General features: G+C 37.1%; 14 protein-coding genes and 1 pseudogene. 6 read left to right on the top strand and 9 right to left on the bottom strand.

The window, feature by feature from the left end:
* Nucleotides 1-280 precede the first annotated feature (280 nt).
* Nucleotides 281-919: a hypothetical protein gene (locus NEOC84_RS02760; RefSeq protein WP_166155095.1), complete on the top strand. Its 639-nt coding sequence runs from the start codon at nt 281-283 to the stop codon at nt 917-919.
* 614 nt (nt 920-1,533) lie between these two features.
* Here NEOC84_RS02760 and NEOC84_RS02770 read toward each other — a convergent pair.
* The 3 genes from NEOC84_RS02770 to NEOC84_RS02780 form a co-directional block, all read right to left on the bottom strand.
* Nucleotides 1,534-2,805 (bottom strand): DUF4116 domain-containing protein, encoded by a 1,272-nt coding sequence (locus NEOC84_RS02770; protein ID WP_166155097.1) that lies wholly within the window; start codon nt 2,803-2,805, stop codon nt 1,534-1,536.
* Between the two features lie 461 nt (nt 2,806-3,266).
* Nucleotides 3,267-4,223: a rod shape-determining protein MreC gene (locus NEOC84_RS02775; protein WP_242678172.1), complete on the bottom strand. Its 957-nt coding sequence runs from the start codon at nt 4,221-4,223 to the stop codon at nt 3,267-3,269.
* 50 nt (nt 4,224-4,273) lie between these two features.
* Nucleotides 4,274-4,417 carry a hypothetical protein gene (locus NEOC84_RS02780; protein ID WP_166155101.1) on the bottom strand — a complete coding sequence of 48 codons (144 nt, stop codon included), beginning with the start codon at nt 4,415-4,417 and terminating at the stop codon, nt 4,274-4,276.
* Nucleotides 4,418-4,851: 434 nt separating this feature from the next.
* Here NEOC84_RS02780 and NEOC84_RS02785 point away from each other — a divergent pair.
* The 3 genes and pseudogenes from NEOC84_RS02785 (at nt 4,852) to NEOC84_RS09715 (ending at nt 6,532) form a co-directional block, all read left to right on the top strand.
* A protein-coding gene (locus NEOC84_RS02785; protein ID WP_242678173.1) for an IS5 family transposase occupies nt 4,852-5,719 on the top strand; the annotation gives its coding sequence in 2 pieces (ribosomal slippage) (nt 4,852-5,258 and nt 5,257-5,719; 870 coding nt in all).
* A 15-nt stretch (nt 5,720-5,734) separates the two neighbouring features.
* Nucleotides 5,735-5,839 (top strand): annotated as a pseudogene (locus NEOC84_RS10125) (IS3 family transposase); the annotation flags it as partial.
* Between the two features lie 540 nt (nt 5,840-6,379).
* Nucleotides 6,380-6,532 (top strand): hypothetical protein, encoded by a 153-nt coding sequence (locus NEOC84_RS09715; protein ID WP_207391776.1) that lies wholly within the window; start codon nt 6,380-6,382, stop codon nt 6,530-6,532.
* 330 nt (nt 6,533-6,862) lie between these two features.
* Here NEOC84_RS09715 and NEOC84_RS02790 read toward each other — a convergent pair whose 3' ends face one another.
* From NEOC84_RS02790 to NEOC84_RS02815, 6 genes are all read right to left on the bottom strand, one after another.
* The gene (locus NEOC84_RS02790; protein WP_207391777.1) at nt 6,863-8,272 is read right to left on the bottom strand and encodes a leucine-rich repeat domain-containing protein; all 1,410 of its coding nucleotides are present in this window, start codon (nt 8,270-8,272) and stop codon (nt 6,863-6,865) included.
* 539 nt (nt 8,273-8,811) lie between these two features.
* Nucleotides 8,812-9,822, bottom strand: a complete 1,011-nt coding sequence (locus NEOC84_RS02795) for a leucine-rich repeat domain-containing protein (RefSeq protein WP_207391778.1) — start codon at nt 9,820-9,822, stop codon at nt 8,812-8,814.
* Nucleotides 9,795-10,169, bottom strand: coding sequence for an F-box protein (locus NEOC84_RS02800; protein ID WP_166155103.1), 375 nt, complete (start codon nt 10,167-10,169; stop codon nt 9,795-9,797). The genes NEOC84_RS02795 and NEOC84_RS02800 overlap by 28 nt, the downstream gene beginning before the upstream one ends.
* Before the next feature lie 513 nt (nt 10,170-10,682).
* Nucleotides 10,683-11,093, bottom strand: coding sequence for a leucine-rich repeat domain-containing protein (locus NEOC84_RS02805; RefSeq protein ID WP_166155105.1), 411 nt, complete (start codon nt 11,091-11,093; stop codon nt 10,683-10,685).
* Between the two features lie 39 nt (nt 11,094-11,132).
* The gene (locus NEOC84_RS02810) at nt 11,133-11,486 is read right to left on the bottom strand and encodes an F-box-like domain-containing protein (RefSeq protein ID WP_166155107.1); all 354 of its coding nucleotides are present in this window, start codon (nt 11,484-11,486) and stop codon (nt 11,133-11,135) included.
* Nucleotides 11,487-12,025: 539 nt separating this feature from the next.
* Nucleotides 12,026-13,822 carry an MFS transporter gene (locus NEOC84_RS02815; protein WP_166155109.1) on the bottom strand — a complete coding sequence of 599 codons (1,797 nt, stop codon included), beginning with the start codon at nt 13,820-13,822 and terminating at the stop codon, nt 12,026-12,028.
* Nucleotides 13,823-14,447: 625 nt separating this feature from the next.
* On the opposite strand from NEOC84_RS02815, the gene NEOC84_RS02820 reads away from it, so the two are divergent.
* Nucleotides 14,448-17,870 (top strand): exodeoxyribonuclease V subunit gamma, encoded by a 3,423-nt coding sequence (locus NEOC84_RS02820; RefSeq protein WP_166155111.1) that lies wholly within the window; start codon nt 14,448-14,450, stop codon nt 17,868-17,870.
* A 155-nt stretch (nt 17,871-18,025) separates the two neighbouring features.
* Complete coding sequence (locus tag NEOC84_RS02825; protein WP_166155113.1) at nt 18,026-18,844, top strand: hypothetical protein; 819 nt, start codon at nt 18,026-18,028, stop codon at nt 18,842-18,844.
* Nucleotides 18,845-19,218 lie beyond the last annotated feature (374 nt).

Genomic DNA, 19,218 nt, shown 5'->3' on the forward strand with positions numbered 1-19,218 from the left:
CTTTAAAAGAAACTTTGGAGGAGATTTTTGCTCTAGGAAGCTAGACTATCAGCGGGCAGAATTATATGCTAAATCTTTGGCAATGAACAAGATGACAGCACTTGGAATGCCCAAAAGACAATGGGTACTAACTTGATAAGCTTTTAAACAGACCAACTATTAGGTCATTTACGCAACAAGGTCTAATTTTAGTAGAATTAGTAAAAAAATTGATACAAACTAAAAAAAATAAATATTTTTCAACTAATTTAATTAATAAAATTAAAGGCTTATAAAAAACATGAACACATTACAATCCCAGTTGAATTTATTAACTAAAATGAAAAACACTCTAAACGATGAGTTCAACCTCGATCATTTAGACATAATCAATTGTTATTTTAAGAAAACGAGTTTAAAATCTTCAGTAGTTTATAAGTGGCTGGAAAATGCCCGGCGACAAGCTATTACCCATAGCACAGACTCTAAATTTCCTATTGTTCGGCGCGACTTTACTACTTATTTAGATAAAAGAATCGCTACATTTCAAGCTTGTATATTAAAGGAACCGAAAAAAAATTCTGCTCTTTTACCTGATATTTGGAGAGCAAAATTTGTAGAATCTTCCTATAATCAAACAATTTTGCTCACAGCAAGCATGCACGTCCAAGATCTTTTATTTGCTTGTCATGAGATCATAAAATACCTTAACCTTCATTCTAACCCTTGGATGAAAAAAGAATTAACGCCTTTTATTGATGAATCTCTTCCTACTTATTTAGACTTATTGCCTAACTTATCTGACCAGTTAAAATGTGATATTCATGCGAGTTTTGAAGAATTGAAGAATTTAATGATACAAGAAGATTTTAGAAAAGCTGAAGCTCAACTAAACTTAATTCAAAATCGCATTATGCCTACCCAGAAAGCTTTTAATTAAATGGGAAGAAAGAAAAGGATAACAACTTCCAAAAAATTGCTTTTCTAGAAAGAGAAAGCCCACCAGGATGGCCTTATTGACTCTACCTCTATTGCCGTTGGTCATAAACAAAGAATTACAAGAAATAAGATTTTTAAAGAGGGAGCTAAAAGAGGAAAAACCACTTCAGGATGGCTTTCAAAGTTTCAAACATCACCTGATTATCAATGGTAAGGGAGAGATTTTAACTTTTTCAGCTCAACTTTAGTAATATTTTCAATGTTTTTATGGCTGGCATTTTGTCAAAAAACCTGATGAGAAGGCTGTCTAGCGATAAAGGTTATCTTTCCTTTAATTTAAGGCAAAAACTTATTAATCGCAGTTTTTTAGAGCTATTGACATGTATATGATCGAATATAAAGCGAGAATTGATGTACTTTTAAGACAAAATTTCCCTAAGAAAAAGATTTATAATCGAAACTGTAAACGAGTAACTAGAAAACAACTCTAAAATTACCTATACACTCAGATTAAGAAGCGTAGCAAATTTTCTAGCCAATATGCTGGTAAGTGTAGCAGCTTATTGCTCCAGCCAAAAAAGCCCTCTTTAAAGTTTCGTAGCCCAGAAGCAAGTCTTATAATTGCTGCCTAAAAAACTTGAAACTCAGGTCAACAAGCTCAGGACTATTCTGAAGCTCTTCGCTAGCGTACCTAAGCGCCAAACCATCTTGCTGGATAGCTGCAAGGACAATTTCCCTATCGTTCTTCAAGTTTTTGTTAGCATACATAAGCACAGAACCTCTTCTCCGGACGGCGACAAGAAGGATTTCTCTATCATTTTGGAGCTCTTGACTAGCATACCTAAACGACAAGCCAAATTTCTGCACGGCAGCTAGAACGATTTCCCTCTCATTCTGAATTTCTTTGCTAACATACTTAAGCCCCCATGGTGCTTGCTGGACAGCAACAAGAACGACTTCTTTATCATTTTGCAGCTCTTGGTTAGCGTATCTAAGAGCCAAGCAGTCTTGCTGAACAGCCGCAAGAAGGACTTCTTTATTATTTCGACGCTCTAGGCTGGCATACTGCAAAGCTAAACCAGTATGTCGGACAGCTGCAAGAACGACTTCTTTATCATTTTGAAGCTCTGAGCTGGCATACTGCAGGGCTAAGCCATCATCTTGAACAGCTGCAAGAACAATTTCTTTATCATTTCGAAGCTCTCGGCTAGCATACTGCAAGGCTAAGCCATCATGTTGAACAGCGGCAAGAACGATTTCTTTATTATTCTGCAGCGCTTGGCTAGCATGCTGTAGGGCTAAGCCATCATGCTGAACAGCGGCAAATACAACTTTTTTAGCATCCTGGAAATCTTGGCAAGTCTGCTGCATTGCTAAGTCATCATGCTGAATAGCCGCAAGGACATCTTCCTTATCGTTCTGATGATCTTTACTAGCATCCCTAATCGTATTCACTTTTTTCTGGGCACTAATTTGAAGCTTTTCTTTAAAATTTTTCAGCTCTACTCCCTCTTTTTTAAGAGTAAGAGGAAATATTCTTTTATCGCCTCTAGAAGGTGGGCCCTCCTCATGCTTAGATATGCGGCCATAGTACTTGGCCGGCTTTGGTAAAGCGTCTTTATCATTCTCTCTTTTACAAGCAAAGTCCCCAATTCCTACAAGGATATTTCCTAATACAGGAATTAATAAAATTATACACCGTTCAAAACTTTTTCGGTTAAGGTAGGAATAGTAAGGACTTTTAGAAATATTCTTTTCTTGCTTAAGGGGTATGATAAAAACTTTTTGAAAGATACAAACTAAATTAGTCACAGTACTTATGATAGGCACGTAATCGGCCTTATGATCAATAAATCGGCATGCTTTAGATGATAGATTTATTTGCATAATACACCTAGTGTTTTAATAATTTACTAAAGCAAGATGGTATAGAAAAATTTTATTAAATAATGTAGAAAAAATATGGAGCCCAAATGATTTTTTTGATTGAAGGAGATAAGAAAAATTATAAGTCATTGAACTGAAAAAAAATACGAAAAAAATAAAGAAAACTTATTCAGCAAGCCAAGTAGCTACGCTGGCTAAGAAAGACAGGTCTTAAATTCTAATACCTGCAAAAAAATGACCAGCCATCTGAAAACCATCTAGAATAAGAGAAGCTTATCGTCACCTCTTTTCTTCTAATCCCATGTGATACACTTTTGAGCTAATCCTTATGCAGCCCCGTACCCTACAAGATTCCTCTTGTTAAGTAGAAAGGCATGTTTCATAGGGTTGGATATACAGACTAAGTTTTTTTAAGCGTATAAATTGTAAGTTTAAAAGATAAGATAAAAGGAAATTAAAAATTAGCGTAAATTAGGCTGATCTTTTTCATTAAATCCTGATGGGGCTATAACATACACCCATGTTAAATCATCTAAATTTCCTATCGTAGGTTTAGCCTCTAATTCGAAGGCAAAATCTCCTTCCCTTAAAAGATCTACTTTTGTCACTATTGCTACCTTAAGGCCAGCTGGAAAGACTCCATCCATACCTGTAGTCACTAAAAGATCGTTTACCTTTATTAAAGGCATAGCTTTTGCTTGTGAAGAGCCTATAGGTTCCCCAGAACGTAAATCGCGTGCAGGTCCTTGCTCATCTTCGAAATCATAATTAAACCCTGACCCCCGAAGAAGATGGCCATCTGTTCGCCAGATAGGACGGCTCTGCCCTCGAATTTCCCCTTTAGCTAAATACCAGGTATGCTTTTTTTCCAATAACTTTAGACGCAAATGGCGCAATACATTTTCTGCTAGCATTTTTTCCCGCCCATTGTCAAACAACTCCTCATGGGCATGTATATATGCAACTAGATCAGGAATATATTCTGCGATAGCTTTACCCTGCTCATAACCTCTGGCCACGCGCACCGAAGATACAAGCCCCGAATCTGTAATCAGCCTCACACGTGATTGCTTTTTTCCCATATAATCTATTACACCTACTACTGAATCACCGACCAATACAGGACTGTTTTTAGCTACCAAAGGGCTTTCGTAGACTTCATTCGTTTCCTCTCCCACGTTAATCCACAAGGAACTATTCCAGGTTCCTAGAGAACGAAAGATTATACGAGCTGCTACTGCATTGTAAGAGGGTTCTTGAATCTCAGGCATGCTATTTTCATGTAAATCTATAGGCATTAGATTTTTTAATTCTTGCTTTTTTTGCCCTTTTAAATGGCTTAAGCTTTCCCAAATAGGAGAAAGAATAGCCAAAACCCTTCCACGCATCCACTCAGAAGTCGTTAGGGGGAGACTCATTGTAAGTAAAAGCAGGACGAAAAGAATCAAAAAAGGTTTGGAAGTTTTTCTCATTGGACGATGGCTAGGGAAGGAATAATATGCAGAAGAGTATTAATTGCTACATCACGGATTCTTGTATGGCTATTAGGCCCCCTATAAATGGTATAGTCTTTTTGAAGAATTCCTTCTTGCTCTGATATTAATTCACTCATAGCAAATGTTCCTCATTATTATTTATAAGGTTAAACTTCTTATCTTTTGAGCTCCTAAACATTCCTTTTAACATACAATGCATTTTCATTATAAGCAAGCATGTCTACTGCATGGCTCTATATCCAAACTGTTTTTTAGAGCTATCGATTACAAAATTGCGGTTATTAGCCAACCTCTATACATACAGGACATACAGGGGAGGGGTAAAACAAGCAGAATAGAGCTGGCTTAATGAAGCTTTAAGTACTTCTTTAATTGGGTGGCCTAATAAAGATCACCCATTTACTCGTATTGCAAGCACTAGGTTTGTAGATTTTACTAGAGGAAAAATATTGCTTTTAGCATGAATGGAAAAGGAAGGGCGACAGATAATAGGCTTCTTGCTTAATTAAATTTTTGCTATTTTCTTATCCTTTAAACTAAGGAAAAAGATATGGAGAAATATGAGGAGCTTAAAGTGCTGCCTGCCGAACAATTTAGAAGGCTAACAGGAGTAAAGCGTGAAACATCTGAAAGAATGGTCGAGGTTTTAGTAGAAGCACAAAACAGAAGATACAGAAGAGCAGAAAGAAGAGGCGGGCTAAGTATCCAAGACAAGCTGTTGATGGCGTTGGAGTATTTAAGAGAACATCGAACTTATTTTCATTTAGGTAGAAGTTATAGATTGAGCGAAAGTGGTTGCTATCGAGCATGTAGATGGGTGAAAGACACATTAATTAAAAGTGGGGAATTTTCGCTTCCTGGAAAGAAAGCTCTTCTGGAAAAGGATAGTGAATACGAAGTAGTGCTTATAGATGCATCAGAATCACCTGTAGAGCGACCTAAGAGGAGAGTTAAAGAAAAAAAAGATAAGGAATCGCAACAACAAGCAGAAGCATTTCTATTCAGGAAAAAAGAAAAGGCATACCCTAAAAAGTCAGGTGGTGGCCGATAAGAAGAGTAGGAAAGTTATTTGTACGGCCTTTAGTAATGGTAAAAAGCATGATTATAAGTTGTTTAAAGAAAGTAAGGTGCGCTGGACTGATAACCGCTGCACGATAACCGATAGTGGATATACAGGTATAAAAAAACTTCAAAGAAACTCCAGGCTACCAAAAAAATCTAGAAAGAGAAAACCGTTAACTCAGGAAGAAAAAAAGCAAAACCAAGCAATATCTTCGGAAAGAGTAATAAACGAAAATGTGATTGGGAGTTTGAAAAGATTTAAAATCATAAGCGATAGATACAGAAATCGAAGAAGAAGGCTTGGTTTGCGCTTTAATCTTATTGCGATGATCTACAACTATGAAATTGAAATTTAATTACTCAAAAAGTCTAATATATTTGTAGAGCGTTCGCGAAGGCCGGTTAAGTATGAAGATGTATATCTAAGAGATTACCAAAACGAGCTTGAGGCCTATCAAGGACTTATCAAATATTTTGAGGTTTCCAATAAAAACCTTCCCCATTACTTTTTAGAATACAAGACCCTAGCAAAGGAATATGGTGTAATAATTTATTATGAAGCAATACGAGATTTACTGGAAGAGTTAGATAAAAGACAGTCAACCTTTGTGGCTCAAATTCCTGGAAACCATGCCTTCTGGCCTCTAGATATTCCTTTAAATTCTAGTCAGAACATTAGAGGCCAACCAAGAAAATGCCTCAAAAGTTACCGATAGAAGCTTTAAGCCTCCTTCTGCCAAGAAATGGCTAAAAAAATTGATAAAGGAAGGATGTAAGTGGCAAAAGGTAAAACTTAATCTTCAATCGAAGAAATATAATAAAATGATGGCCATACGGGTTAAAAAACGATCACAGAGGCATTTTATAGGCCAGAAGTTGAAAGATGGCTAATCATGGAAAAGTTAGGAAACGATCAATATAAATACTATGTTTCCAATGCCTCAAAAGATACTTCCCGCATGCATATAGTAGAATAGATTCATGAAAGATGTAAAATTGAGCAAGGCTATCAGCAGATGAAAGAGGAGCTAGAATCAGATCACTTTGAGGGACAGTCATGGCTAGGACTCCATCATCATCTGATGTTACGTCTTATGGCTTGTAGCTTCTTAACCGTATTGAAATACCAGGCAAAAGATAAAAGAATCTCCATGCTTCGCCTCAAGTAAGAAGATTGATTAACAGCTTATTTTGCATTATTATTTCTCCTTCTTGCCAAGCTATTCATGGCTCATCTAGAAGGCTATTTTTTGATACATCCCAAGTTTAACAAAGTACTACTATCACAACCATCAGAATTTTAGTTCGTCAGCTCTGCTTTCCCAGCCCTAACACTCTGCAGAAAAAGAGAGAAACTTCTGGTCATTATAAATGTGTAGCTTAGCTTAAGCTTACTTAGTTGCCGGAAGGAAAGCGGATGACTTCTTTAAAGATAAGATGGCTAAAAATTTTTTATTTCATTTTAGCCCATCCCAATTTAAAAAGTACTTACGGCCATTCTACAATTGAAAACGCTGCCTTATTTTTTCTGGAATATCTTTCAAAGGATTTTCCGCTAATTCAAGACTGGTAAGTTGAGACAGTTGCCCGATTTCTGCAGGCAGAGCGGTGAGCTGGTTTTGGCTTAAGCTAAGTGATTGCAGCTTAGCCAGCCGCCCGATTTCTGCAGGCAGAGCGGTGAGTTGGTTTTGTTTTAAGTAAAGCCATTGTAGCTCAGACAGCTGCCCAATTTCTCCAGGCAGACTGGTGAGCTGGTTTTCTCTTAAGTCAAGCTCTTGCAGCTCAAACAGCTGCCCAATTTCTGCAGGCAGAGCGGTGAGCTGGTTTTGGTCTAAGAGAAGGTTTTGCAGCTTAGACAGCTGCCCTATCTCTGCAGGAAGGCTGGTGAGCTGGCTTTGATTTAATTTAAGCCATCGCAGCTGAGACAGTTGCCCGATTTCTGCAGGCAGAGCGGTGAGCTGGTTTTGGTTTAAGTTAAGCCATCGCAGCTGAGACAGTTGCCCGATTTCTGCAGGCAGAGCGGTGAGCTGGTTTTGGTCTAAGAGAAGCTTTTGCAGCTCTGACAGCTGCCCAATTTCTGCAGGAAGGCTAGTAAGCTGGTTGTAGTTTAAGTAAAGGTCTTGCAGCTGAGACAATTGCCCAATTTCTGTAGGAAGGCTGGTGAGCTGGTTTTGAATTAAGTAAAGCCCTTGCAGCTCAGACAGCTGCCCAATTTCTGCAGGCAGGCTGGTGAGCTCGTTTTGATGTAAGTAAAGCTCTTTCAGCTGCGATAGCTGTCCTATCTCTGCAGGAAGGCTGGTGAGCTGGTTTTCTATTAAGTCAAGCTTTTGCAGCTGAGACAACTGACCTATTTCTGGGGGTAAATAAGTCAAGCCTGCTTTAGATAAATCTAAAGCCGTGATGCTTTTACAATTTTCTTCAATCCAATCTCTAAAAAGCTCCCCTTTTTTTTCTAGAGGCAAGCGCTTAATTGCGTTCCGGCTCAAGTATTTTTTTCCACCAGGAAGTTTCTTCCAAGCTAAAAGGCAATTAATATTTAAGAGATAAGAAGAGTAATTAGCCAGCGTTAAGCCTCTTTTTTCTTCTGTTTTCCATTTGAATTCTAAAGGAGAAATAGATTTAGCTAAAGTAAAGATTTGCCTAAAAATTGCATTTACCTTTGCTGTTTCAGAAAGTCTGCTTTCTAGCTTATAAATCCTATCTACAATAAGCACCTGTTCCTTAACATTTCTTTGAGGAGCATGCACTTTACCTATTTGCTTATAAAGAGAAGGCATGACTTCAGAAGCCAGCAGATGATGCCATCTTTTACAGACGCTAAATAAGGAAGGAGCTGCGCAAGCCTCTAAGATAGGGAGCAGCAATTCATTGGGCAAGCTTTCAATAGATGTCGAAGAGATAGGATGCATTTTATTTCCTTGGGTAGTAATGACTTTTCAGCATTTTTTTTAAAGACAATATAAAAAATTAAAAAAGCAAGTCAAACGAATTCGTATCCTTATCAACGAATTCATAGCCTTATCAATGAAAAACAACTCACAGATGACCTACCAGGCTTTTACTTCAGATAAATTTAAGGAAAAAAGGGGGGGGGCCTTCCAAACGTTCAGGAGCAGCCACAGCTTTTAGAGATTAAGTGACGCGGCAATTTTGATTTGGCTAAAAGAATGAGATTGATTCTTTGCCTTATTTGAGAAAATGGCTCTTTTTGGTGCAATGTTTTAATTTTTCTACTAAATGATGGAATACAATACACCAGTTTCTTCCCGTCAAGAAAAGTTGTCCTCCCAGCCTAGCCATCTGCAGAAAAAGAGAGAAATCTCTTGTCATTATAAATGTATAGGTTAGCTTAAGCTTACTTAAGTTGCCGGAAGGAAAGCGGATGATTTGTTTAAAGATAAGATGGCTAAAAGTTTTTATTTCATTTTAGCCCCTCCCAATTTAAAAATTACTTACGGTCAATCTGCAATTGAAAACGCTGCCTTATTTCTTCTGCAATATCTTTCAAAGGATTTGCCGTTAATTCAAGCTTGGTAAGCTGAGACAATTGCCCGATTTCTGTAGGCAGACTGGTGAGCTGGTTTTGTTTTAATCCAAGATTGTTAAGCTGAGATAAATGCCCGATTTCTGCAGGCAGACTGGTGAGTTGGTTTTGACTTAAATCAAGCAATTGCAGCTTAGACAACCGCCCCATCTCTGCAGGAAGGCTGATGAGCTGGTTCTTGTTTAAGTAAAGGCATTCCAACTCAGACAATTGCCCGATTTCTGCAGGTAGACTGGTGAGCTGGTTTTGATTTAAGTCAAGCCCTTGCAGCTGGGACAATTGACCTATTTCTGCAGGCAGACTGGTGAGTTGGTTTTGGCTCAAATCAAGCAATTCCAGCTTAGACAAACGCCCCATCTCTGCAGGCAGACTGGTGAGCTGGTTTTCTCCTAAGTAAAGGCATCCCAACTCAGACAATTGGCCTATTTCTGCAGGCAGAGCGGTGAGCTGGTTTTGATTTAAGTGAAGTATGCGCAGCTGAGATAACCGCCCGATTTCTGCAGGGAGACTGATGAGCTGGTTCTTGTTTAAGTAAAGTCCTTGCAGCTTAGACAGTTGCTCAATTTCTGTAGGCAGAGCGATGAGCTGGTTTTGATTTAAGTCAAGCCTTCTCAACTGAGATAGCTGCCCGATTTCTGCAGGTAGAGTGGTAAGATGGTTTTGGCTTAAATCAAGCTCTTGCAGCTTAGATAACTGGCATATTTCTGAGGGTAAATAAGTCAAGCCTAATCTAGATAAATCTAATGCCGTAGTATTTTTACAATTTTCTGTAATCCAATCTCTAAGTAGCTCTCCTTTTTTCTCTAGAAGCAAGTGCTTAATTTCTTCTCGGCTCAAGTATTCTTCCCCACCAGAAAGTTTTTTCCAAAGTAAAAGGCGATTAGTATTCAGCAGATAAGAGGAGTAGTTAGCCAAAGTAAAATATTTTTTTCTTCAGACTTCCATTTAAACTCTAGAGGAGAAAGAGATTTAGCTAAGGTAAAAACTTGTTTAAAAACTTGATAAACTTTTTCAGTAGAGGTAAGTACAGGATTGAGTTGATAAACTTTAGCTAACATAAGAGTTCGCTGGGTAGGGGTATTCTTCGTGGGAAAATGAAGCTGTGCTATTTTTTTATAAAGAGAAAGCATCACCTCAGAAGCCAGCAGATGATGCCATCTTTTACAGACGCTAAATAAGGAAGGAACTGCGCAAGCCTCTAAGATAGGGAGCAGCAATTCATTGGGCAAGCTTTCAATAGATGCCAAAGAGATAGGATGCATTTTATCTCCCTGGGTAGTGATGACTTTTCAGTATTTTTACTTTTTTAAAAGCAATGTAAAAAAATTAAAAAAGTAAGTCAAACGAATTCATATCTTTATCAATGAAAAACAACTCACAGATGAACTACCACGCTTTTATTGCAGATAAATTTAAGGAAAGGGAGGCCTTCCAAGTACTCAGGAGCAGCCACAGGTTTTAGGGATTAAGTGACGCGGCAATTTTGATTTGGCTAAAAGAATGAAATTAATTCTTTGCCTTATTTGAGAAAATGGCTCTTTTTGGTGCAATGTTTTAATTCTTCTAACGAATGATGGAATACAATACGCCTAACTTCTTCCTGTCAAGAAAGGCTGTTCTCACAGCCTAGCCATCTGCAGAAAAAGAGAGAAATTTCTTGTCATTATAAATATATAGGTTAGCTTAAGTTACCGGAAGGAAAGCGGATGACTTGTTTAAAGATAAGATGGCTAAAAGTTTTTTTTATTTCATTTTAGCCCCTCCCAATTTAAAAATTACTTACGGTCAATCTGCAATTGAAAACGCTGCCTTATTTTTTCTGCAATATCTTCCAAAGGATTTTCCGCTAATTCAAGCGTTTGCAGCTGAGACAGCTGCCCGATTTCTGTAGGCAGACTGGTGAGTTGGTTTTGATTTAAGCAAAGCTGTACTAGCTGAGACAATTGCCCGATTTCTGAAGGAAGGCTGGTGAGCTGGTTTTGATTTAAAATAAGCTCTTGCATCTGAGACAACTGCCCTATTTCTGAGGGTAAATAAGTCAAGCCTGCTTTAGATAAATCTAAAGTCGGGATGTTTTTACAATTTTCTTCAATCCAATCTCTAAGAAGCTCTCCTTTTTTTCTAGAGGCAAGTGCTTGATTTCTTCTCCGCTCAAGTATTCTTCCCCACCAGGAAGTTTTTTCCAAAGTAAAAAGCGATTAATACTCCGCAGATAAGAGAAGTAGTTAGTTAAAGTAAAATACTTTTTTTTCTTCAGACTTCCATTTAAACTCTAGAGGAGAAAGAGAACTAGTTAAAGTAAAGATTTGCCTAAAAATTGCATTTACCTTTGTTGTTTTAGAAATTCTGCTTTCTAGCTTATAAATCCTATCTACAATAAAAGTCTGTTCCTTAACATTTCCTTGAGGAACATGCACTTTACCTATTTGCTTATAAAGAGAAGTCATCACTTCAGAAGCCAGCAGACGATGCCATCTTTTACAGACGCTAAATAAGGAAGGAACTGCGCAAGCCTCTAAGATAGGGAGCAGCAATTCATTGGGCAAGCTTTCAATAGATGCTGAAGAGATAGGATGCATTTTATTTCCTTGAGTAATAATGGCCTTTTATCATTTTTATTTTCAAAGGCAATATAAAAAATTAAAAAGGCAAGTCAAAACAATTCTTATCTTTATCGACAAGGGAGGGTACCAGTTAACCGCCGACTCAGCCTCTTTGCTCCAGCAAAAAAATAATCACTCATTCCCGGAACCATTCTTTTCTTAACATCGCCAGCCTCAAACATGATGTAAAAAATGAAACCAACCTACAATCTAGTCAGGAGGCTTTAATCAAAATTATTGACAAATACTTTACCTAGGAATCTTCTCAAGCAATCAAGCGTATAAGTAGCATTTCGTCTAGCTTCTGCCGCACTTCGCTCTGGATTAAAAGCTCTTATTATGTTAGCAGCTATTAATTAGAGCATAAACCGCTTTAAATCATGCCAAACAACCTAAAATTTGAATTAAAATGTGGAAAAGAAGGATTAACATTGCATCGAATAAAACTTAAAAAGATAGAATTTTGAATTAAATCTTGCAAAAGCCTGTTTAAAGACCACTACTACTAATATATTTTAGTCTGTAACTAAACATAGTTCATCTTCAAAATCGTCAGGTATAGGCTGTTCCCCTGGTATTATAGTATTAAAAGCGATGGAAGCAGGAACCCGAAACTTTTCCATCAGCCAGACAAACCAGCGGGCCTTTTTATCTTTCATCCCTTTAGAAATAATGACGGGAACAATGGAATAATAGGTTTCATCTAAAATTTTTCTAAAGCTATAAGAATGCTTTAACTTCTCGATCTCTTCTTCAATAGCTTCATTTTCTACAAAAATACATACTGAGATTCCCTTGTCCAGCGTCTTTTTTATTGCCATTAAGCATGCTGTATTTCTCTCTAAAGGCTCTATGTCAGGGATAAAAACGACACGTAATAAACGATAAAGCCGGCGCATAAACTTACTGCTATGCCCTTGTTCTTGCTCAATAAAGAAACGCAATCGCCTGCGCTGCGCGCCTAGCATCAGCAAGGTGTCATTCCAGGCGGTATGAGAACAAACATAAATGGTAGGAGTCTCAGGAATGTTTTCTAGACCATAATAATTTACTTGGAAATGCAAACGTGAAAGAATCATTCCAATAAAGCGCGCTAAGTAATCGAAGTACTGATAGCCAATTAGCACTGTAATAAATAAGGTAATGGTTCCAATGATGCTAAAGCTTTTATCAGGACTATATTTTAACATTTCTTCTGTCAAATATAACATAATTGAAGCACACAGCACGCCTATATAACTTAAAAAGTTGGTGGCCGCCACAATTTGTCCTCTATTTTTCTTAGGGCTGGCAACTTGCACATAGGAATCTAAAGGTATTTCATATATTCCTCCAAAAAAACCTACTAGGATCACTAGACCCATAACCATCACTAGATTGTGAGAAAACAAGTCAATCATAAAACAACAAATAGCTACTCCCAAGGCTGCAATAGGAACTAGCCCTAATTCCACCATTTTACCCGATATCTTTCCAGCCACTACTGATCCCGTTCCAATTCCTAAAGCTGTTAATAGGAATAGATAGCCGCCTTGAATATCAGTCAGATGGAGAGATTGGGTGGCAAAGGGGATCATGTTAAGTTGAACAAAAGCACCTAAGAATAGAAAAAAAGCCGAGCCGCATACTGCCATTAATAAGGAAGGATGCAAACTAGCAAGCTTTAAGTTGCTATAAATGTCATATAGGAATCGAGCATCGTATTTCTTCAAAGAGCCTGCTGGAGGAGTATACTCAATACAAAAGCTTGAAATCACCCCTACTAAAGCAATAACCGTGCAAAATATAGCCGCTACAATGAAATTTCTTCCCGTGATATCTACTAGGAAAGAGGCAAAAAACGTACCCGATATAATAGCCAAAAAAGTAAAAGAGGCCATCAACCCATTGGATTTAGAAATCTTATCATGCGGCACTAATTCTGGTAAAATTCCATATTTGGAGGGACCGAATAAAGCAGTTTGAGCAGCCATCAGAAAAAGAATAAGATAAGATCCCCAGCGGCTTTCATACCAAAAAGCTAAGATACCTAGCGTCATAACCATTAATTCTAAAATTTTAGTGAAAGCGATAATATTTCTTTTACTACAGCGATCAGCTAATACGCCTGAAAAGGCAGAAAATAGCAGAAAGGGCAGTACAAATATAGCTCCTGTTAAAGCTAAAATTTTATGTCCATTTTCAATCCCTTCTTGATCAATTAAGAAGTAAACAATCAATAGCTTATAGATATTATCATTAAGCGCCCCCAAAAATTGAGTGACATTTAAATAGGTAAATGAAGAATATTTGCGAATAAGAGAAGTTAACATATTAAACTTATATATTATTTAACAATTTTTACAGTATGGGCAGTGAACTCTTAAGACTCAAGCAAAAAAATAGGATTGGTATTATATAAGGGATGAGAGGAAAAAGTTTCTAGATTTAGACTTTAAAGGCGAAAATCCTTTAGGCGAGCTACCAACCTTATAGGGTACGCGGTGCGAAAAGATTCCTTTTGATCTTAGGCTCCCTTAAGGCTCAAAGCTCAAGAGAAAAAACACAATAGATTTGCAGCCATAAAGCTTGAAGATAAAGTAGCTTTTCTTATAAATGATATTAATTCAAGCTCACTTATACGATTTGAAAAAAATACGCCTAAAGTTTTTTAAGAGACGATTGGCTTTCCACTCGCTACCGCCTTATCTTAAGAAGATCCAAGATTGCAATTACCTAAGCTGCTGCTCAAAAGCGTATAACTTTTAACTTAATGTCTAAATAGACATTTTCTAGCTTCTACACTCAATCTCTAGCTATCTTTTAAAGCCTAGCTTCCTTCTTTTTTTCCCTAGAACTAGGGCTTAAGCAATATATTTTCTTCACAATTTTGTTGCTTGCTATTACAGTGGTTACTTAACGACTAGATAGTTTAAGCTGTTGGTAGAGTAAGCACTTATGATTAAAACTTTTTATAGCAATCGTATTGAAATTCTTTATGATCATCTTAAACAAGGCCTTTTTGGCAGATCCTCTCCCTTTGCACGACGCGTTATCATCGTTCCTACACTGGCCATTAAATCTTGGCTGATTTTGCAATTGGCTAAAGATCCGGAGTTAGAAATTGCCGCTGGTCTAGAAATAATCTATTTGGAGGAGGCTCTAAAAAAGCTTTCCAATTATTTTTCTCCACAAAAAAATTCTTTCTATTATCCTAATGAATTGGAATTAACTTTAGCCATTGAAGCTCACATTCATAAAATGGCTTTTGCTTGGAATACTCTTTCTCCAGCTCAACGAAGGAATTGGTATCCTTTATTCGATTACTTGAAAGTTAATGTTAGCTCCGACCCCTCTCTTCTGTTCTCTAAGCGCAGTGCAAAACGTTTAGCCCTATTAGCAGAAACTGTAGCTCAGCTTTTCATGGACTATGGAAAATATGGGAAAGCAATGGTCGACAAATGGAACACTGATGAGCAAGGATGGCAGCAAGATCTCTGGCAGTCACTCTTTTCCTCCCAGGATAACAACTGGAGTTGTTCTTATCACGAGCCTATTCTGGCTAACGATTCCTTCATCGAATTTCAAGTTCATCTTTTTTCAATTAGCTTTATGGCTAATAGTGATTATTTACTCTTTGAAAAAATAGCCGAGCAATATTCTGTTAATTACTATTTACTATCTCCCTGCTCTATATTTTGGAGCGATATTTTATCTGAAAAAGAAGCAAAAAAAATACAGCAATTTTGGAAAAAGCAAAAGGTTCTTTCCTCTGAGCAGCAAGAGCTAGAAAACTACTTACGCGATAAAAACTTTTTGTTAGCCAATTGGGGCAAGCTAGGACGTAAAATGTCTGAGTTACTAGAACAAAAGGAGCAGGAAACTTATGCTCAGTATGCTCTGCCTCAGTGTCTGCAGATGGAAGAGATTTATTCTGATTACCTCGATGATAATTTAATCTGGGAAGCAAATAAGCATGCCCCCCATCTTTTAGATTATATTCAAGCTGATTTACTGTTCATGCGTAATCCAGAAAATGCCAAAAAAATCCTTATTTCTAACGATACTTCTATTCAACTTCATTGCGCTCCCACAAGACAACGAGAAATTCAAATTCTTTATAACAACCTTTTAGAACTTATTAAAAAAGAAGGGGATATAGAGGCCTCTGATATTATCGTGATGGCCCCTGATATCACTGTCTATGCTCCTTATATTCGACAAGTTTTCGGCGCCCAAAATCCTCGATTAGATTACCAACTACTCGACATGCATGCACTTGCTGAAGATTCGCTTACTAAACAGTTTTGGCATCTGCTTAGTCTTCCTTCGGGCCGCTGGGATGCCGAAGACATTTTATATTTATTCAATTTCTCGACCTTTCAAAAAAAGCACCAAATCTCTGCTGAGGAAGTTTTGCAAATACGCACCTGGTTGGAAGATGTAGGGATCCACTGGGGGGGAGATGCACTTCATCGTAATGAGCTTCTCCAGCAAAGGCATTGCCAAAACATGGTTGAAGACACCCTCAAAGGGACTTGGGAAGGGGGGTTTGCTTGCTTACTCTTAGGTTTAGCTATGGATCAGCTGCCTAAAGATTCTACAGCTTTGATTCGCCCTAATCATGTGGAAACTAGCCAAGCAATCTTGTTAGGAAAATGGATCGCTCTCATGCGAGCTTTAAAAAAAGACTTAAAAAGCTTGGTCGATGGTACAAAAAAAAGTTATCAGGAATGGATTTTAGAGTTACAACGCCTTATCTATACCTATCTTGTGGACAACGACACAGAAGAGGAAGAAAACGAAGACTTATTTAATCAATTAGAAGCCTTTACCCAAGCAGCCTGTTGGCTTCCTGATCATAGAGTCTGCTTTGATGCTTTAAAAAAGCATTTAGAGACTTACCTAAATCACCGGCATTTTACTTTTCAAGAAAACCATCTGCAAACTGTTAAATTTTGTTCGATGTTACCTATGCGTTCTTTACCTGCTAAAGTTATTGCTTTAATAGGCATGAATGAAAGCGTGTTTCCACGTAATGAAAATAGTTCTTCTTTAAATTTAATGAAAGAAAGCAAGACCTGCGACTACTGCCCTACCCGCAATGATTATGACCGTTATCTATTTTTAGAAGCGCTGTTATCAGCCAGAAATTATTTTATTTTAAGTTATACGCATTACACAGGAGACGAGGGAAAAGATCAGGCCCCTTCTCTTGTAGTGACCGAGCTTTTCCATTATATAGATCAAGCTTTTGTGCATGCAAAAGGTAAAGTTTCGCCTACTCTTACTTATACCCATCCTTACCGCTCCTTTGATTACCAATACTTCTCTGCAGAAAGACATCTTCCGAATTACTCTTATTATGATTATCAATTAGCCTCAAGTTATTATCTTGCTGACAAAAAAGGTCGTCATCAGTTTCTTCACGATTTTACTCCGCAAGTGAAAGTGGAGTTTAATTTTCCTGAAATTGTCCTAGAGATACATCATCTCAAAACTGCTCTCCAAAATCCTATTAAAAGTTTTTTTAACAAAAACTTGGGAATGTTTTTAAGAGAAGAAGATCATTGTTTGCAAACAGAAGAGTCTTTTGTGGTCAATCATTTGCAAATGTTAGATTTTAAAAAAGCTTCTTTAAAAAACAGTGTTAATGAGGCGATCATCCAGGCGGAAAGACAAGGAAAATTTCCTTTAGGCCTTTTCAAGCAAGTAGCCCTTTCTTATATCCATAGCACAATCGCTAAATACCACGAAACTCTTTCCAAGCTTAACGTTGATGTGAGCAAAATTTTTGAGATAACCTTGCATGAACGCTATCATTTTCCTGTCCAGGACGAGAAAGGGTGGAAGCTTCCTCCTCTAGAAATTTATTATAAAGATCGAGTACGTATAAAAATTGTGGGGAGTTTAAGTGAAGTTTCTGAGCAGGGGTTAATTGCCAACATTAGCGGCAACAAAAATGATATCCTTAAGCCCTGGGGAGAATTTATTATTCTTAGCTGCCTTATCGATCATTATTCCCTTCCTTTGGAAAAACAGCTATTATGCTCAAAAAGCGGTAAAATTAAAAAAGCTTATTCTCCCCATGCTTTTTTAGAGCTAGAACATATTTTAGAATATTACTTTGAAAGCCTACACAATGTATCCCCTCTCACACAAGAATGGCTATACGATTTAGTATTTCACGATCATCAGAGAATTCAAGCCTCTATGCATCAATCTTTGAATGATAGCTTTAACCCTATCTATAATAAATATCTTCAATGGGTTTGCCGCCCATACCCCTTAAATGCAGCTAATATGATTGAAAATTGGCAACCAAAAGCACATTCTCTATTCTCTAGACCTTATCAAGAATGGATTTCTCAAGAAGAATAAAAAAATATTTATTTAAAATTATTAAGTCGGCTACAATTTTTTTTAGTTCGTTGCTTTAAGTATTCCCTAGACACCTATAAGGCACCTAAGAATATCTCATAAAAGACCTTAAGATCTAATTAGAGCGGTATTAATTTAATGAAATAAAACTTTATATGAATACGCATTCTTTAACTCCTACTTTCTCTCACCCGCCTAATTTACCGAATATAGAGCTTCCAAAGAAGAGCCAGCTAAAGGAGACTACAACCGATCATTCAAAAATTAACGCTACCGTTCAACACAGCCTAGAGCCTTTAAAGCTTACAAGGCCTTCCCTCTCTTCTTTATCTATAAAAATTTCCGACAGCCCTTTAGCGACCACCTTATTATCTAAGCTTCAGGAAATTAACCTTTTGCAACACCATTATTACCTATCCTCCACAAACACGTGGAACAATATTCCCTGCTTTTCTAGCTTTATTATGCCTCTTTTAAATGCTAAAAATCTTTTAATCCGTCCTGCAACTCCTTCCGAGGCAAAAGATTATTATTCCAATGCACTTATCATCTGTTATCCAATGATTGTAATAACTTCAGGATTAGATACCACCGCATTATTGGGTGCCATCGAATATTGGTATAATCCCGAAACTCACAGGTGCGGAATCAATACTTTACAAATTCATAAACTTAAAAAGGAAAACTCTCTAGTAGAAGAGCTGCTTTTTCTATACATCATTTTTGCTGCTAAAGAGCATAGATGTCAGGAAGTTTTTATATGTTTTGAAGAGGAAGAGGAGGCACATTTATACATCCCTTATGGATTTCTTCCCGATGATTGTGAAAGTGAAGAGAAAGAAGAATGGAAGAGCTTACCTTTAGAAAAGCAAAGTGAAAAGATAATGGTAGAAGAAGGCGGGCATTGTTGTTTAAAGTTAACTGAAGAAAATATGATTTTAATTAATGAAAAACTAAACGAGTTACTAGAATAAAAACGGCTAAAATGTTAATTAGAAAAATATAGTTTACAATTATTCATTTCTTTAATTTTTAAATTCCTAGCCCTAAACTTTAAAAACTATTTTTATGCTCTTTTTTTTGCCTAAAAGAGATAAAAAACCTAAGTCTAGTCTTTAGCATTATTGATAGTTTGTGGATTTGCTCCGGATGCAATCGCTTGCTTTATAAAAAGAGCCTTAGAAGTAAAGTAACAGCTTTCAAAGGGTTGAACATGCAAATTTCAAAGCCTATTAGAGGTTATCTTATAAACTCACCTTACGCACAGATGAGTTGAAAAAATTATTCTAGAGGTATATTTTTTTCTTTGAAAAGAGGAGAAAAAAATGAAACTTGATCTTCTTGATAT

Origin of the sequence: Neochlamydia sp. AcF84, from assembly GCF_011087585.1 — a bacterium.
In the GTDB taxonomy this organism is placed as follows: domain Bacteria; phylum Chlamydiota; class Chlamydiia; order Chlamydiales; family Parachlamydiaceae; genus Neochlamydia.

Coding starts and splice junctions, on each gene's coding strand:
- NEOC84_RS02760 (WP_166155095.1), top strand. CDS start 281: ATGAACACATTACAATCCCAGTTGAATTTATTAACTAAAATGAAAAAC.
- NEOC84_RS02770 (WP_166155097.1), bottom strand. CDS start 2,805: ATGCAAATAAATCTATCATCTAAAGCATGCCGATTTATTGATCATAAG.
- NEOC84_RS02775 (WP_242678172.1), bottom strand. CDS start 4,223: ATGAGTCTCCCCCTAACGACTTCTGAGTGGATGCGTGGAAGGGTTTTG.
- NEOC84_RS02780 (WP_166155101.1), bottom strand. CDS start 4,417: ATGAGTGAATTAATATCAGAGCAAGAAGGAATTCTTCAAAAAGACTAT.
- NEOC84_RS09715 (WP_207391776.1), top strand. CDS start 6,380: ATGAAAGAGGAGCTAGAATCAGATCACTTTGAGGGACAGTCATGGCTA.
- NEOC84_RS02790 (WP_207391777.1), bottom strand. CDS start 8,272: ATGCATCCTATCTCTTCGACATCTATTGAAAGCTTGCCCAATGAATTG.
- NEOC84_RS02800 (WP_166155103.1), bottom strand. CDS start 10,169: ATGCATCCTATCTCTTTGGCATCTATTGAAAGCTTGCCCAATGAATTG.
- NEOC84_RS02810 (WP_166155107.1), bottom strand. CDS start 11,486: ATGCATCCTATCTCTTCAGCATCTATTGAAAGCTTGCCCAATGAATTG.
- NEOC84_RS02815 (WP_166155109.1), bottom strand. CDS start 13,822: ATGTTAACTTCTCTTATTCGCAAATATTCTTCATTTACCTATTTAAAT.
- NEOC84_RS02820 (WP_166155111.1), top strand. CDS start 14,448: ATGATTAAAACTTTTTATAGCAATCGTATTGAAATTCTTTATGATCAT.
- NEOC84_RS02825 (WP_166155113.1), top strand. CDS start 18,026: ATGAATACGCATTCTTTAACTCCTACTTTCTCTCACCCGCCTAATTTA.